The sequence below is a fragment of the Streptomyces sp. DG2A-72 genome, from assembly GCF_030499575.1.
Classification (GTDB): domain Bacteria; phylum Actinomycetota; class Actinomycetes; order Streptomycetales; family Streptomycetaceae; genus Streptomyces.
On sequence record NZ_JASTLC010000001.1, the window covers coordinates 9,757,233 to 9,772,811 of the forward strand.

At 69.3% G+C, this 15,579-nt stretch carries 16 protein-coding genes; 10 read left to right on the forward strand and 6 right to left on the reverse strand.

Annotated elements, in window-relative coordinates:
• Positions 1-113: 113 nt before the first annotated feature.
• Positions 114-467, reverse strand: a complete 354-nt coding sequence (locus QQY66_RS46205) for a nuclear transport factor 2 family protein (RefSeq protein WP_301987719.1) — start codon at positions 465-467, stop codon at positions 114-116.
• A 192-nt stretch (positions 468-659) separates the two neighbouring features.
• Here QQY66_RS46205 and QQY66_RS46210 point away from each other — a divergent pair, with 192 nt between their 5' ends.
• A complete protein-coding gene (locus QQY66_RS46210; protein ID WP_301986475.1) occupies positions 660-2,120 on the forward strand; it encodes an aldehyde dehydrogenase family protein in 1,461 nt (486 codons plus the stop codon).
• Positions 2,121-2,129: 9 nt separating this feature from the next.
• On the opposite strand, the gene QQY66_RS46215 is transcribed toward QQY66_RS46210, so the two are convergent.
• Positions 2,130-3,884 carry an ABC transporter ATP-binding protein gene (locus QQY66_RS46215; RefSeq protein WP_301986476.1) on the reverse strand — a complete coding sequence of 585 codons (1,755 nt, stop codon included), beginning with the start codon at positions 3,882-3,884 and terminating at the stop codon, positions 2,130-2,132.
• A 124-nt stretch (positions 3,885-4,008) separates the two neighbouring features.
• Between QQY66_RS46215 and QQY66_RS46220 the strand changes: the two genes are divergently transcribed.
• From QQY66_RS46220 to QQY66_RS46250, 7 genes are all read left to right on the forward strand, one after another.
• Positions 4,009-4,296, forward strand: coding sequence for a metal-sensitive transcriptional regulator (locus QQY66_RS46220; protein ID WP_301986478.1), 288 nt, complete (start codon positions 4,009-4,011; stop codon positions 4,294-4,296).
• 92 nt (positions 4,297-4,388) lie between these two features.
• Positions 4,389-5,477, forward strand: a complete 1,089-nt coding sequence (locus QQY66_RS46225; protein WP_301986480.1) for an S-(hydroxymethyl)mycothiol dehydrogenase — start codon at positions 4,389-4,391, stop codon at positions 5,475-5,477.
• Entirely contained in the window at positions 5,477-6,106 is a 630-nt protein-coding gene (locus tag QQY66_RS46230; RefSeq protein WP_301986481.1) for an MBL fold metallo-hydrolase, read from the forward strand. The genes QQY66_RS46225 and QQY66_RS46230 overlap by 1 nt, the downstream gene beginning before the upstream one ends.
• Positions 6,096-6,488, forward strand: coding sequence for a DUF4180 domain-containing protein (locus QQY66_RS46235; RefSeq protein WP_301986482.1), 393 nt, complete (start codon positions 6,096-6,098; stop codon positions 6,486-6,488). The genes QQY66_RS46230 and QQY66_RS46235 overlap by 11 nt, the downstream gene beginning before the upstream one ends.
• A gap of 80 nt (positions 6,489-6,568) precedes the next feature.
• Positions 6,569-7,483, forward strand: a complete 915-nt coding sequence (locus QQY66_RS46240; RefSeq protein WP_301986483.1) for an SDR family oxidoreductase — start codon at positions 6,569-6,571, stop codon at positions 7,481-7,483.
• A 137-nt stretch (positions 7,484-7,620) separates the two neighbouring features.
• Positions 7,621-8,418 (forward strand): SDR family NAD(P)-dependent oxidoreductase, encoded by a 798-nt coding sequence (locus QQY66_RS46245; protein ID WP_301986484.1) that lies wholly within the window; start codon positions 7,621-7,623, stop codon positions 8,416-8,418.
• Between the two features lie 298 nt (positions 8,419-8,716).
• Positions 8,717-9,412: a L,D-transpeptidase gene (locus QQY66_RS46250; protein WP_301987720.1), complete on the forward strand. Its 696-nt coding sequence runs from the start codon at positions 8,717-8,719 to the stop codon at positions 9,410-9,412.
• A 26-nt stretch (positions 9,413-9,438) separates the two neighbouring features.
• On the opposite strand, the gene QQY66_RS46255 is transcribed toward QQY66_RS46250, so the two are convergent.
• From QQY66_RS46255 to QQY66_RS46270, 4 genes are read right to left on the reverse strand one after another with little or no spacing between them, the layout of a single operon-like run.
• Positions 9,439-10,641, reverse strand: coding sequence for a Gfo/Idh/MocA family protein (locus QQY66_RS46255; protein WP_301987721.1), 1,203 nt, complete (start codon positions 10,639-10,641; stop codon positions 9,439-9,441).
• Positions 10,642-10,655: 14 nt separating this feature from the next.
• Positions 10,656-12,005: a sugar ABC transporter substrate-binding protein gene (locus QQY66_RS46260; protein ID WP_301986485.1), complete on the reverse strand. Its 1,350-nt coding sequence runs from the start codon at positions 12,003-12,005 to the stop codon at positions 10,656-10,658.
• Between the two features lie 10 nt (positions 12,006-12,015).
• Positions 12,016-12,933, reverse strand: coding sequence for a carbohydrate ABC transporter permease (locus tag QQY66_RS46265; protein WP_301986486.1), 918 nt, complete (start codon positions 12,931-12,933; stop codon positions 12,016-12,018).
• An 18-nt stretch (positions 12,934-12,951) separates the two neighbouring features.
• Complete coding sequence (locus tag QQY66_RS46270; RefSeq protein WP_301986487.1) at positions 12,952-13,917, reverse strand: carbohydrate ABC transporter permease; 966 nt, start codon at positions 13,915-13,917, stop codon at positions 12,952-12,954.
• A gap of 160 nt (positions 13,918-14,077) precedes the next feature.
• On the opposite strand from QQY66_RS46270, the gene QQY66_RS46275 reads away from it, so the two are divergent.
• Together QQY66_RS46275 and QQY66_RS46280 are read left to right on the forward strand one after the other, a co-directional pair.
• The gene (locus QQY66_RS46275) at positions 14,078-15,238 is read left to right on the forward strand and encodes an ROK family transcriptional regulator (protein WP_301986488.1); all 1,161 of its coding nucleotides are present in this window, start codon (positions 14,078-14,080) and stop codon (positions 15,236-15,238) included.
• Positions 15,239-15,371: 133 nt separating this feature from the next.
• On the forward strand, positions 15,372-15,557 hold the full coding sequence (locus QQY66_RS46280; protein ID WP_210570168.1) for a hypothetical protein: 186 nt from the start codon (positions 15,372-15,374) through the stop codon (positions 15,555-15,557).
• Positions 15,558-15,579: the final 22 nt, after the last annotated feature.

A 15,579-nucleotide genomic window follows, 5' to 3' on the forward strand; every position in this document is an offset into this window, starting at 1 on the left:
GCGCAATCCCGCACCCGCACGCGTCACATCCGTTGACTTCCACCCCTGGCGGCTCTACTGGCAACCAGGGGGAGCGTCACCGCCCCGGCCGCCATGGCCGGGGCGGCTGACGGCTACTCGTCCCACGCCTGGATCATGGTCTGCTCGGCGATCTTGCCGTCGCGCAGCGACACCATCGACTCGGAGAGGACCCGGACCCCGTCCGAGTACTCGCAGGACTCGCTGAACGCGACGTCGTCGCCCTGGACGACACACCGCTCCAGCTTGTGCGTCTTGATGTCGCGGCTGTAGACGTCGGCGAGCATCTCGGCGATCTCGTCCCGGCCGTGCAGGACCTTGGGGTGGCTGGGCTGAGTGTTGCGGTCCACGATCCGCAGCTCCGCGTCGTCCGCGTAGAGCGAGACGAGCGGCTGCTCGGAGTGTCCTTCAATGGCCTGGCGCAGTGTGTTGCTGTCGAACGTGCCCATCATTGACCTCCTTCGAAGGTCGCGGCCCGACGAGGAACGGGCCACGCGAGCCCTCACCTCCGAGCCTCCTCCGCCCCGCCGGGCCCGGCAAACGCAGCCGCAGCCTGCGATCCTTGACATTGCCGCACCCGGCTCGCAGCATGCGCGGTAGAGTGGATCAACTTTCACACGGCGAACACAAAGGTCGGCAGCATGCCCATCACCCGTGAACTGTTCATCGGCGGCAAGGACGTGCCCGCCGCCTCCGGCCGTACCACGGAGGACATCAACCCGTATACGGGGGAGGTGTACGCGACGGTCGCCGCGGCCGGACCCGAGGACGTGCGCCGGGCCGTCGACGCCGCCGACGCGGCGTTCGAGGAGTGGGCGGCGCTCGCGCCCTTCGCGCGCCGGGCGATCTTCCTGAAGGCGGCCGACCTGCTGGACGCGCGCGGCGAGCAGGTCGCCGAGCTGATGGCGAACGAGGCCGGCGGCACCCGTCCGTGGGCGTACTTCAACGTGGCCCTCGCGGCGAACATGCTGCGCGAGGCGGCGGCAGCCGTCACGGCGCCGCGCGGTGAGGTGCTGAACGCCCAGGAGCAGGGCGCGTTGGGGCTGGCGGTGCGTGAACCGTTGGGCGTGGTCGCCGCGTTCGCGCCCTGGAACGCCCCCGTCATCCTCGGCGTACGGGCCGTCGCGGCGCCGCTCGCGGCGGGCAACACCGTGGTGGTCAAGCCGAGCGAGGACGCGCCGCTCGCCTGCGGACTGCTGGTAGCCGACGTCCTGCGCGAGGCGGGACTCCCGGACGGCGTGCTGAACGTCGTCACCAACGCCCGTGAGGACGCCGCCGAGATCGCCGAGACGCTGATCGCGGACGCGCGGGTGCGGGGCGTGAACTTCACCGGCTCGACCCCCGTGGGCCGGATCATCGGCGAGCACGCGGCCCGCCATCTCAAGCCCGCCGTCCTGGAGTTGGGCGGCAAGAACGCGGTGATCGTGCTCGACGACGCGGACGTGGACTACGCCGTCAACGCGGCCGTCTTCAGCGTGTTCATGAACGCCGGCCAGATCTGCATGTCCGGCGACCGCATCCTCGTCCACGAGTCGCTCGCCGAGGAGTTCACCCAGCGCTTCACCACGAAGGTCGCCTCCCTGCAGTCCGGTGACCCCGGTGACCCGCACACCGTGGTCGGCCCGCTGGTGGCCGCGTCGTCCGCGCAGCGCGTGGCCTCACTGGTACGGGACGCCGTCGCCAAGGGGGCCAAGGTCCTCGTCGGCGGCGGAGAGCCGGAGGGAGCGGTGCACCCGGCGACCGTCCTCACCGAGGTGCCCAAGGAAGCCGACCTGTACCACGCCGAGTCCTTCGGGCCGGTGTGCGTGGTCGAGTCGTTCGCCGACGACAGCACCGCCATCACCCTCGCCAACGACACGGAGAACGGCCTGACCTGCGGCATCATCACCGAGAACGCCACCCACGGGCTGGCCGTCGCCCGCCGGATCCGGACCGGGATCGTGCACGTCAACGACCAGTCGGTGGCCGACGAACCGCACGCCCCGTTCGGCGGTGCCAAGGCCTCCGGATACGGGCGGTTCGGCGGTCGCTGGGGCATCGAGGCCTTCTCCAACACCCGCTGGGTGACCATCGCCACCCAGCAGGCCCACTACCCCTTCTGACCGGACCGGTCAGCCGGCCGTCGCCAGGAACTGCGTGGCCGCCAGCTCCGCGTACAGCGGGTCGGCGGCCACGAGTTCGCGGTGCGTGCCCACCGCGCGCACTTTGCCCGCGTCCATGACGACGATCCGGTCGGCCATCGTCACCGTCGACAGCCGATGGGCGACCACGAGCACCGTCGTCGTACGGGCGACATCCGCGACGGTGTCCCGCAGCGCCGCCTCGTTCACCGCGTCCAGCTGCGAGGTGGCCTCGTCCAGGAGCAGCAGCCGGGGGCGGCGCAGCAGGGCACGGGCGATGGCGACCCGCTGACGCTCGCCGCCGGACAGCTTGGTGCCGCGATGCCCGACGAGCGTCTCCAGGCCGCCGGGCAGCTTGCCCACCATGCCGTCCAGACGGGTCGTCTTCAGCACCCGCGCCAGTGCCGCGTCGTCCGCGTCCGGGTTCCCCAGCAGCAGGTTCTCCCGCAGCGAGCCCGACAGGACCGGCGCGTCCTGCTCCACGTAGCCGATCGCGGACCGCAACTGGGGCAGCTCCCAGTCCGCCAGATCCCGGCCGTCGACGGTGATCACGCCGGACTCGGGGTCGTAGAACCGCTCGATGAGCGAGAAGACAGTGGTCTTGCCGGCGCCGGACGGGCCGACGAACGCCGTCATGCCCTGCGCGGGCACCTCGAACGTCACTCCGTGATGGACGTACGGCAGGTCGTCGGCGTAGCGGAAGCGGACGTTGGTGAAGGCGAGGGCGGCCGGCTGTGTGCCGGGTGAGGGCAGCGGGGCGGGCAGGGCGGCCGGTTCGGCGGGCAGCGCCAGCGCCTCCTGGATACGGGCGAGAGCCGCGGCGCCGGTCTGGTACTGGGTGATCGCGCCGACGACCTGCTGGATCGGCGACATCAGATAGAAGACGTAGAGCAGGAACGCCACCAGGGTGCCGACGTCGACAGCGCCGGTCGCGACCCGTGCCCCGCCCACCGCGAGGACGGTGATGAAAGCGATCTGCATGGCGAGACCGGCCGTATTGCCCGCAGCCGCCGACCACTTGGCGGCCCGCACGCTCTGCCGCCAGGACTCCTCTGCCGCCGAGTGCAGCGTCTGCTCCTCGCGGTGCTCCGCGCCGGACGCCTTCACCGTGCGCAGGGCGCCGAGGATCCGCTCCAGCGAGGCCCCCATCACGCCGACCGCGTCCTGCGCCTGCTTGCTCGCCCGGTTGATGCGCGGCACGATCACGCCGAGGATCGTGCCCGCGCCGAAGATCACGGCCACGGTGACGCCGAGCAGGACCGGATCGACCAGGCCCATCATCACGATCGTCGCGACGAGCGTGAGCCCTCCCGTGCCCAGGCCCACCAGCGAGTCGGTGGTGACCTCACGCAGCAGGGTGGTGTCGGAGGTGATCCGGGCCATCAGGTCGCCCGGCTCGCTGCGGTCCACGGCCGCGATCCGCAGCCGCAGCAAATACGACGACAGGGCGCGCCGCGCGCCGAGCACCACCGACTCGGCGGTGCGCCGCAGCACATACCCACCCAGCGCGCCCACCGCCGCGTTGGCGACCACCAGACCCGACATGACGAGGAGCGCGCCGGTGATGGTCCGGTCGTGCGAGAGGTCGTCGATCAACTCCCGTGCCACCAGCGGCAGCAGCAGCCCGGTGGCCCCCGTGACGAGGGAGAGCACGGCACCTGCGAGCAGGGCCCAGCGGTGGGGTCTGACGTAACCGAGAAGGAGCCGCCACGTGGGCGTACTGCTCTTCGTCGCTGCGATGCTCACGGCGCTCCTTGGGAGTAGGGCGGAGTACTCAGGCTACGGTCCGGATGGCCGGATCCGAACAGGTTTCCGGGGTGGCGCGGGCCCTGAGGTAAAATACCCCTAAGGGTATACAAAGGGAGTGATCGTGGAGCTGCAGTTCGAAGGTGACGAGCTCAAGTCGGTGCTGAACCGGCTGAGGCGGGCGCAGGGGCAGATCTCCGGAGTGATCAAGATGATCGAGGAGGGCCGCGACTGCGAGGACGTCGTCACCCAGCTCGCCGCGGCATCGCGCGCACTCGACCGGGCCGGATTCGCGATCATCGCGACCGGCTTGCAGCAGTGCCTCACCAATCCGGCCCAGGGGGAGCGCGAGGGCGAGAGTCCGGAGCAGATGAAGGCCCGGCTGGAGAAGCTGTTCCTGTCGCTCGCGTAGAGGCACCGGTGGCTTGATCCAGTGGGTGACGTTACTGATCAGTCGCACGTAGTGTCGACTGGCCAGGACATCGTTGGTGAAAGGGGCCCACCATGGCTCAGGAAGTACGCGGCGTGATCGCACCGGGCAAGGACGAGCCCGTCCGGGTGGAGACGATCGTCGTGCCCGACCCGGGGCCGGGAGAAGCCGTCGTCCAGGTCCAGGCCTGCGGGGTCTGCCACACCGACCTGCACTACAAGCAGGGCGGCATCAACGACGAGTTCCCCTTCCTGCTGGGCCATGAGGCCGCCGGTGTCGTGGAGGCGGTCGGCGAGGGCGTCACGGACGTCGCACCGGGCGACTTCGTGATCCTCAACTGGCGTGCGGTGTGCGGCCAGTGCCGGGCCTGTCTGCGTGGCCGGCCCTGGTACTGCTTCGACACCCACAACGCCGGCCAGAAGATGACCCTCGCCTCGACCGGACAGGAGCTGTCCCCGGCCCTCGGCATCGGCGCCTTCGCCGAGAAGACGCTCGTCGCCGCCGGACAGTGCACCAAGGTCGACCCGGCGGTCTCGGCGGCCGTGGCCGGGCTGCTCGGCTGCGGGGTGATGGCGGGCATCGGCGCCGCCATCAACACGGGCAACGTCGGGCGCGGCGACACGGTCGCGGTCATCGGCTGCGGCGGTGTCGGGGACGCGGCGATCGCCGGGGCGGGCCTGGCAGGGGCCGCGAAGATCATCGCCGTGGACATCGACGACCGGAAGCTGGAGAAGGCCCGCTCGATGGGCGCCACCCACACGGTCAACTCCAAGCAGACCGACCCCGTCGAGGCGATCCGCGAGCTGACCGGCGGCTTCGGCGCCGACGTGGTCATCGAGGCGGTCGGCCGCCCGGAGACGTACCAGCAGGCCTTCTACGCCCGCGACCTCGCCGGAACGGTCGTCCTCGTCGGCGTCCCCACCCCCGAGATGAAGCTCGAACTGCCGCTGCTGGACGTCTTCGGACGCGGCGGGGCACTCAAGTCCTCCTGGTACGGCGACTGTCTGCCCTCCCGCGACTTCCCCATGCTGATCGACCTGCATCTGCAGGGCAGGCTGGACCTGGAGGCGTTCGTGACCGAGACGATCCAACTCGGCGAGGTGGAGAAGGCGTTCGAGCGGATGCACCACGGCGACGTCCTGCGCTCGGTGGTGGTGCTCTGATGGCCACCCGCATCGAACTCCTCGTCACCTCAGGGCAGTTCACCCTCGACGGCGGCACCTGGGACGTCGACAACAACGTGTGGATCGTCGGCGACGACCACGAAGCAATCGTCATCGACGCCGCCCATGACGCCGACGCCATCGCCGAGGCCGTCGGCGACCGCCGGCTGACCGCGATCGTGTGCACCCACGCCCACAACGACCACATCGACGCCGCCCCGGCCCTCGCCGACCGCACCGGCGCCACCATCTGGCTGCACCCCGACGACCTGCCGCTGTGGAAGCTCACCCACCCGGACCGCGACCCCGACGCCCATCTCGCCGACGGGCAGGTGATCGAGGCCGCGGGCGCCGACCTGACCGTGCTGCACACCCCCGGACACGCGCCCGGCGCGATCTGCCTCTACGACCGGGGCCTCGGCACCGTCTTCACCGGCGACACCCTCTTCCAGGGCGGCCCGGGTGCCACCGGCCGCTCCTACTCCCACTTCCCGACGATCGTCACCTCGATCCGGGACCGCCTGCTCACCCTGCCGCCGGAGACGAAGGTCCTGACCGGACACGGTGACTCGACGACCATCGGGGCGGAGTCCCCACACCTGGAGGAATGGATCACCCGTGGCCACTGACGCCGTATCGCCCGCCGACGAGATCGTCACCCTGCACGGTGTCACCCTCCTGCGCTGCGGCCCCGACGGTCCACCGCTCGACGGCGAGCGCGCGGCGCTGGACCTCATCGGCGACGCCGGGTGGCGCGAGGCGGAACTGATCGCGGTGCCCGTAGAGCGGGTGCCGGACGAGTTCTTCCGGCTGCGTTCGGGGATCGCGGGCGCGATCGTGCAGAAGTTCGCCCAATACCGGCTGCGCCTGGCCGTCGTCGGGGACATCTCGCAGCACGTCGCCGACAGCCAGGCCCTGCGGGACTTCGTGTACGAGAGCAATCTGGGCAACCAGCTCTGGTTCCTGCCCGGCTACGACGATCTGGACGAGCGGCTGCGCCCGACGGCGTGAGCGCCTGAAAAAAACACGACAGAAGATGTCCGGCTTACCCGTCACTCTCGTATCAGAGACAGTCACACGGGAGGTCGCACATGTCACAGCCACTGCAGGGCAAGGTCGCGCTGGTCGCCGGGGCGTCACGGGGAGCCGGACGCGGTATCGCCGTGGAACTCGGGGCGGCCGGCGCGACCGTCTACGTCACCGGCCGCACCACCCGCGAAAAGCGCTCGGAGTACGACCGCCCGGAGACCATCGAGGACACCGCCGACCTGGTCACCGAGGCCGGCGGCCACGGCATCGCCGTACCCACCGACCACCTCGACCCGGCACAGGTCCGCACTCTCGTGGACCGCGTTGCCGACGAGCAGGGCCGCCTCGACATCCTGGTCAACGACGTCTGGGGCGGCGAGAAGCTCTTCGAGTGGGACAGCCCGGTCTGGGAGCACGACCTCGACAACGGGCTCAGGCTGCTCAGGCTCGCCGTCGAGACGCACGCCATCACCAGCCACCACGCCCTGCCGCTGCTGCTGCGCCACCCCGGCGGCCTGGTCGTCGAGATGACCGACGGCACCGCCGAGTACAACCGCGACAACTACCGCAGCACCTTCTTCTACGACCTGGCCAAGTGGTCCGTCCTGCGCATGGCCTTCGCCCTGGGCCACGAACTCGGCCCGCGCGGCGCCACCGCCGTGGCCCTCACCCCGGGCTGGCTGCGCTCGGAGATGATGCTCGATCACTACGAGGTACGCGAGGAGAACTGGCGCGACGCCCTCGGGATCGTGCCCCACTTCGCCATCTCGGAGACCCCGCGCTACGTCGGCCGCGCCGTCGCCGCTCTCGCCGCCGACCCCGACGTGGCCCGCTTCAACGGCGAGTCCCTTTCCAGCGGCGGCCTTGCCCAGGTCTACGGCTTCACCGACCTCGACGGCAGCCGCCCGGACGCCTGGCGGTACCTGGTCGAGGTGCAGGACGCGGGGAAACCGGCGGACGTGACCGGCTACCGGTGAAATCAGGCGCCGCTCTCGGGTGAAGTCCGGTGCGCGGGGCTGTATCGATATGCGGCTCCGCCGCGTGGGCGCGACCAGCCCCCACCGGCCCGCGGTAAATCGACCCGCATGCCCGGCGGAGTGCTTAGGTTCGGGCCATGACGCACACAACACGGTTCCAAGGGTACGGAGTTCTCGTCACCGGCGCCGCCCGCGGTATCGGCGCGGCCGTCGCCCTGAGGCTTGCCGAAGAGGGTGCACGGGTACTCGTCACCGACAGGGACGGGCCGGAGGCGGACAAGACGGCGTCGGCGCTGCGTGAAGTGGGCCTGACCGCCGAGGCGTTGGTGTGCGATGTCGCGGACCGGGCCTCGGTGGAGGCGGCTGTCGCGCACGCCGTCGACTCCTTCGGGTCCCTCGATGTCCTGGTCAACAGCGCGGCCTGCTGCACCGTCGACACCCCCCTCTTCGAGGACGGCCCGGACGAGGCGTGGGACCGTGACCTCGACATCACCCTGACCGGCGCCTACCGCTGCTGCCGCGCCGCCCTGCCTCACCTGGCCGCCTCCGGGCGCGGCGCGATCGTCAGCATCGGCTCGGTCAACGGCGCCTACGACTTCGGCAACCACGCCTACAGCGCCGCCAAGGCGGGCCTCGCCTCCCTGACCCGCACCCTCGCCGGGCACGCCGCCCCGCGCGGAGTCCGCGTCAACCTGGTGATGCCGGGCACCGTGCGCACCTCCGCCTGGGAGGGTCGGGACGACGAACTCGACGCGCTGCGCCCGCTGTATCCCCTGGGCCGCGTCGGCGAACCGGAGGACATCGCCGCGGCCGTCGCCTTCCTCGCCTCTCACGACGCGGCGTGGATCACCGGCACCACACTCGCCGTCGACGGCGGCATCACCGCGGTCAACACCGGCTTCCGCACGGTGGTTCGGCGACCCGGAGACGCGTAAGCGCTCCGCTGGCAGGCCGGTGCGTCGTCTGCCGGTCTGTCGTGGCTGGTCGCGCAGTTCCCCGCGCCCCTTCGGAGCGCTGCCGAACCGCAGTCGACTTCACCGACTCCCCGCCAGTTCCCGGGCGGCCAGGTCACGGACGGACTGCAGGAGTTCGGGAAGCCGGGCGAGGTCCTCGGCGAGTGCGCGCTGCAATGTCACCGTTTTGTCGCGGTGCGAGGTCCACCACAACCGAATCCGCCGGACGCCGGTCTAGCTGGTGGCAAACGACACGCACATTCGCATGAAGGGCCAAGCCATGGGGGACATACGCAGACGGGGAGCCGTCGCACTCGGGATCACCGGACTGGTGGCACCGCTCACGATCGCGCTGGGCGCCACGCCCGCGCAGGCCGCGAGCTGCACCACACAGACCGGCCCGTATCAGAAGCAGGTGGAGAAGTTCCTCGGCCGCCCGGTCGACGGCAAGCAGTCCGCCGCCGACTGCAAGGCCATCCAGGGCTTCCAGACCAAGCACGGCATCACGCCGAACATCGGCTACGCGGGTCCCATCACCTGGGGCGTGATGGACCTGATGAACAAGCAGAAGGCCGTCGGGAACAACCCCAACAAGGCAGGCAAGTGCCCGGTTAACAAGGGCCGTATCGCCTGTGTGAACCTCACCCTCCAGCTGAGCTGGATCCAGGACGGCAAGAAGCTCGTGTACGGGCCGGTGCCGGTCCGCACCGGCCGCAACGGCTACGAGACCCGCACCGGCCTGAAGAAGATCTACTGGCGCAACATCGACCACGTGTCGTCGATCTACGACGTCCCCATGCCCTACGCCCAGTTCTTCGACGGCGGCCAGGCCTTCCACTCCGCCGGCGTCAGCATGTGGAACCCGCCCGGCTCGCACGGCTGCGTCAACATGACCAAGACCACCGCCAAGAAGTACTGGTCGCTGCTGAAGAAGGGCGACGACGTCTTCGTGTACGGCCGCAAGCCGGGCACCTGACGCACGGTGCCCGGCGCCGGGACGCGTCACTGAGCCGGCGCGTCCCCGAAGTCCGGGATCTCCAGCCTGGCCCCGCCCTGCCGTGCCGACTCGTGCGCGACGATGCCCGGCAGGGTGTAGCGGGCGGCGACCCACGCGTTCACCGACGGCAGGCTCCGCGTGTTCACCGCGGTCACGAAGTCGTCCACCAGGAAGTGATGGCTGCCCTCATGGCCGTTGTGCAGGTGGTCGAACTCCCGCGGCAGCCGCGACCGGTCGTGCACCGGAGCCGAACCGGAGGTGAAGGCGGCCCGCAGATCCGGCGCGATGTGCTGCAGTGACGGGTCGTCAGGAGACAGCGTGGGCTTGGGTTCCAGCAGCTCGCTGATGTCCTTGACGCCCTTCTTGTCCTGCCAGAAGGCCACCGTCGCCAGCTGCTCCATGCTCGCCTCCGTCCCGAAGAACCGGAAACGCGACTCCCGGATGTGGGACGGATAGCCGACCCGCCGGAACTCGTTCGTACGGAACGAACCACCCCCCGCCACCTCGAACAACGCGGTCGCGTTGGAGACATCGTTGCCGAACTGGCTGACCTGCTGGTCGAAGACACCGTCCCCGCGCTCGTCGCGCACCCCGATCGCCGACACGCTCACGGCATGCGTCTGCCAGGCGCCCAGCACCCCGCCCACCGAGTGCGTCGGATACAGCAGCGGGGGATAGGAGGCGGTCGCCTTCCACTCCTCGCCGCCGCTGTACTGGTACGCCTCGTAGAACCCCAGATCCATGTCGTGGACGTAGTCGCCCTCGGCGTAGAAGATCCGCCCGAAGGCGCCCTCGGCGATCTGGTTGCGGGCGTGCACGGTCGCCGGGTTGTACTGGCTGGTCTCGCCCATCATGTACGTCAGTCCGGTCGCCTTGACCGCGTCGATGATCGCCGCGATCTCCTCCGTGCTGATCGCCATGGGAACCGCGGAGTACACGTGCTTGCCCGCGCTGAGGCCCTGCACGACCAGTGGCCCGTGCGTCCAGCGCTGGGTGAAGATCGCGACCGCGTCGACGGCCGGGGACTCCAGCATGGCCTCGTACGTGGGGAAGGTGCCCGCCAGCCCCTGGGCGGCGGCGAGCTGTTCGGCCCGTTCCGGCAGCAGATCGGTGACGTAGACGTCGCCGACACCGGGGTGGGCGTGGAACAGCGTGGCGAACTGGCCGGAGAACTGGCCGGCGCCGACGATGCCGAGGGAGAACGTCATGAAATGCGTGCCCTTCACTGGGAGAGGATCAGGTTGATCTGGTCGTTGGTCTGGTCGAGGCTGCTCACGGGTTTGCCGTTGCCGTAGATGTCCTCCATGGCGGGGTCCATCAGCGCCTGCACGTCCGCGGCGTAGTCGGTGATCGGGTAGGAGAAGGTGGTGAAGTGCTTCTTGTCGTTCACCGGCTCGGTGAACGCCGACACGTCGATGCCCTTCTTCTGGTATGCCGCCTCCGCGGCCTTTGTGCCGTCGGGCGTGGCCGGGAAGACGACGCCGTAACGGCCCACCGTCGTCTGGCACTCGTTCGACGCCAGGTACTTCACCCACTTCCTGGCGCCCTCCTTGTTGCGGGCGTTCTTGGTGATGGAGTCGGCGAGTCCGTTCATCATCGTGGCGCGCTTGCCGGTGGGCCCCTCGGGCGTGAGGGCGGAGCGGATGGTCATCCCCTTGAAACCGGCGTACGTCGAGATCATCCACGCCCCGTCCAGGGAGGCCGCCGCCTTGCCCGCGGCGACCTGGACGTTGCCATCGTTGGACTGGGAGTTGTAGTCGGACAAGGGCGCCATGTAGCCCTTCTTCGCCAGGCCGAAGTACCACTTGACGACCGACTGGAAGGTCTTGTCGTCGTACTGGTACTTGGTGCCCCACCGCTTCTCGTCGGTGTAGCTCCAGCCCGCGGAGGCGGCGAAGTTGCTCCACTGGGTCTGGCCGTCGGCGGAGCCGCCGCCCTTGGACGCCAGGCCGTACACCTTGACGTTGTTCTTGTCGAAGCCGGGCTCGTCGCCCCGCTTGCCGTTCCTGTCGACGGTCAGGTGTGCGAGGGCCTTCTCGAAGGTGCCGCCGTCCTTCGGATTCCAGGAAAGGTTGTTGATCTGCTCGGCGGTGAGCCCGGCGTCCTGCGCCATCTTCTCGTTGTAGAAGAGGGCGACGGTGTCCCAGTCCTTCGGGGCGCCGTAGCGGTGGCCGTCCTTGCCGAGCCAGTTGGCGGCCAGGCCCGGCTGGTAGTCGGCGTCCTTGATGCCGAGGTCGTCGAGCGGCTCCAGCACCTGAAGATCGGCGAACTGGCCGAACTTCTGGATGTGATCGGTGAACACGTCCGGCTGGGTGCCCGCGATGAAGCTCGCGGTGAGTTTGGTCCAGTAGTCGTCCCAGCCCATCTGGGTGATCTGCACGTTCAGGCCGGGGTTCTGCTTCTCGAAGTCCTTGGCGCAGGCCTCGTAGGCGGGCAGCTGGTTGGCGTCCCACAGCCAGTACGTCACCGTGTTCGCGGACGAGCCGGTGCCGCCGTCCTGGGCGCACCCGGTCGCCAGGGACAGCGCCAGGGCCCCGGCCAGCGCCCCGGCCGTACGGAATCGAAATCGCATGACCATTCCCTCACTTGAGCCCGGTGAAGCTGATGGAGCTGACGATGCGGCGCGCGAAGAAGCCGAACAGCACGAGCATCGGCAGGGCCGCGATGAGCGTCGCCGCCATGAGCCCCGACCAGTCGATGCCGGACTGCGGGGTCTGTGCCCGGAAGATGGCCAAGGCCACCGTCAGCACGCGCGAACTGTCGCTGTAGGAGACCATCAGCGGCCAGAAGTAGTCGTTCCACGAGGTGATGTACGTCAGCACGGCCAGCGTCATGACCGGCGTGGACGCCATCGGCAGCAGCACCCGGAAGAAGATGCGCACCTTGCCGGCACCGTCGAGGAGTGCCGCCTCCTCGACCTCCTTGGGGATGGTCATGAAGAACTGGCGCAGGAAGAACACCGCGAACGGCGTCATGAACATCGTCGGCAGCGCGATGCCCAGCAGGTTGTCCACCAGGCCGAGTTCCTTGATGAGCACGAAGTTCGGCAGCAGCGTGAAGATGGTCGGCACCATCAGCCCGGCCAGGAACAGGGCGAAGACCGTGTCCCGGCCCCGCCAGCGCAGCCGGGCGAAGGCGTAGGCCGCCATCGCGGAGAAGAAGATCTGGCAGGTGGTGATCAGCGTCGAGACGAGCACCGAGTTGAGCAGGTAGCGCCAGAACTTCAGCCCGCCGCCGGCGCCGCCCTGGGCGACCGCCTCCTCGGCGGACTGCAGGCCGAGCGCCCGCTCGAAACCGCCGAGGGTCAGGTCGACCGGCAGCGGATCGGCCGGTTGGGCGTTCAGCCCCGGGTTGGAGGAGAGCGCGGTGCGCAGGATCCAGTAGAACGGCACCAGGGTGATGAGCACGATCGCGGCCATCACCGTCCAGGCCACGATCCGCCCGAAGGAAGGCCTGCGCCGTTCGGGCCGTACGGTCGTCGTTTCTGCCACGGCAGCCATGTCGGCGTCTCCCTTCCGTCAGCCGAGGTCGGTCTGGCCGGCCCGGGTGAGCCGGTACTGGAGGATGGTGATCGCGCTCAGCACCACGAGCAGGGCCACCGACATCGCGGAGGCGTAGCCGAACTGGAAGCGGCCGAAGGCGGAGTCGTAGATGTAGAGCTGAAGCACGTTGGTGGCGTTGGCCGGTCCGCCGTCGGTCGTCACCGCGACCGTGTCGAACACCTGGAAGGAACCGATCACCGTCATGATCAGCACGACCGCCAGCACCGGCCGCAGCAGCGGCATCGTGATCCGCCAGAACATCCGCCACTCGCTCGCGCCGTCCACCTTCGCGGCCTCGTACATGTCGTTCGGGATGGCCATGAGCCCGGCGAACAGCAGCAGAGCCGTGTAGCCGACGTGCCGCCAGACGTTGATCAGGGCGATCGTCGGGATCGCCCACGTCTCGTCGGCCAGGAACGGGATGCGGTCGAAACCGAGTCCCGAGATGATCTCGTTGCCGATGCCGAGCTGGGTGTCGAGGATCCACAGCCAGACGATGCCGGCGACGACGTTCGACATCAGATACGGCGCGAGCACGATCCCGCGCAGCACCGACGACTGCGTCAGCCGCTGGAGCAGCACGGCGATGGCGAGCGCCGCCACCGTCTGCACTCCGATGTTGAGGACCACGTACTCGACAGTGACCCAGAGCGAGTTCCAGAAGATCGGGTCGTTGACCATCCGGACGTAGTTGTCCAGGCCCACCCACTTCTCCGGCGTCAGCAGGTTGAAGTCGGTGAAGCTCAGGTAGATACCGCGCAAGGTGGGCCAGAGCAGGAAGACGAGGAAACCCAGCATGGCCGGGGCGATGAACACCGCGGCGAGCCGTCCGTCACCTCGGTGCTCACCGGCCCCCGCCCGCTCTTTCCCCGGCCTGGTCCGTGCCCCCTCCGCGGCGCCCGGTGGCAGACGCGACGGTGGGCTGCTGGAGGCGATGGTCATCGGAGACTCCCTCGTCTGCGGCTCGTCCTCAGGCCACTTACTTTTGTGGCGGAAGAATCCCGGCGTCAAGAGGTGCGAAGACATCTTTTCCTGGCCGGTACGGCACCGTAGAGTTGGCCATGTTGATTTCGCTGCAAAAGAATCCTCGGGAGTCGACTTCATGACCGCAGCAGCTGCCAGCTGGCTTCCGCTGAGTCCGGGTGAGCGCTCGGTGGCGATCGAGGTGCTCGTCCACGGCCCGCTGTCGCGCACCGAACTCGCCCGGCGGCTGAACCTGTCGGCGGGCAGCCTCACCCGGCTGACCAAACCGCTGCTGGAGTCCGGCCTGCTGATCGAAGCCCCCGAGACGCCCGCCCTGCCCGAGGTCCGCCAGGGGCGCCCCTCGCAGCCCCTCGACGTCGTCGCCGAGTCCCGCTCCTTCATCGGCTTCAAGATCACCGAAGACATGGTCTACGGCGTCGTCACCACCCTCAGAAGCGAGATCGTCGCTCGCCACGACCGCCCGCTCACCACGCACGACCCCGCCGAGGTCGCCGACCTGCTGCGGGAGATGACCGGGGAACTGGCCCGCACCCACCCCCGGCTCGCCGGGATCGGCATCGGCGTCGGCGGGCTGGTCCAGGACCGGACCATGGTGGGCGAGTCGCCGTTCCTGCACTGGCGGGACGTGCCCCTGGCCGAGCTCGTCGAGGAGCGCACCGGGCTGCCGGTCGTCGTCGAGAACGATGTCGCCGCCCTCGTCGAGGCCGAGGCCTGGTTCGGCGCCGGCCGCGGACTCGACCGGTTCGTCGTCCTCACCATCGGCGCCGGCATCGGCTACGGGCTCGTCCTGGGCGGCAAGCGGGTGCCCTACGCCGAGGAGGACCGCGGCTTCGGCCGCCACTGGATCATCAACCCCAATGGGCCGCTCACCCCCGACGGCGCACGCGGCAGCGCGGTCTCGCTGCTCACCATCCCCAGCATCCGCTACCAGGTGCAGGCCGCCACGGGGGAGGACCGGACGTACGAGGAGATCCTTGCCCTCGCCGCCGCGGGCGAACCCATGCCCGCCCGTGTCATCGACGAGGCCGCGCGCGCCCTCGGCACGATCGTCGCCCAGATCTCCAACTTCGCGATGCCGCAGAAGATCGTGCTCGCCGGAGAGGGCGTCGGCCTGATGGACGTCGCCGGAAAGACCGTCGACGAGGCGATCAGGGCCAACCGGCATCCGCTGGCCGCGCCCGTCGACCTGGAGACCAAGGTGTCCGACTTTCACGACTGGGCGCGCGGGGCCGCCGTACTGGCGATCCAGGTGCTGGTTCTGGGGGCGGTTGAAAGATGAATCGAATCAAGGTGGTTGAGGCGAAGCGGCGTGAACTGGGCCACATGCCTTGATAGATGACGTGATCAGCAACACGGTCCGATATGTCTGGAATGCCTGTGATGACTCACGTGGCCTTCACCTCTGGAGCCGTATGCTTCACAGCATGTCCACCACTGTTGAGCCCGCCTCCGCACGGACGGCTGACGAGGTCAACGAGGAGATCCGGGCCCTGTGGCGCCGGTCGGGCGGGACACTGAGCGGCGAGCAGCGGGAGAAGTACCAGCTGCTCGTCCTGGAGTGGGCCGCCGCGGCCCCGCAGCCGGCGAGGGCGGCCTGAGTATCCGCATCCGCTGAAGGCC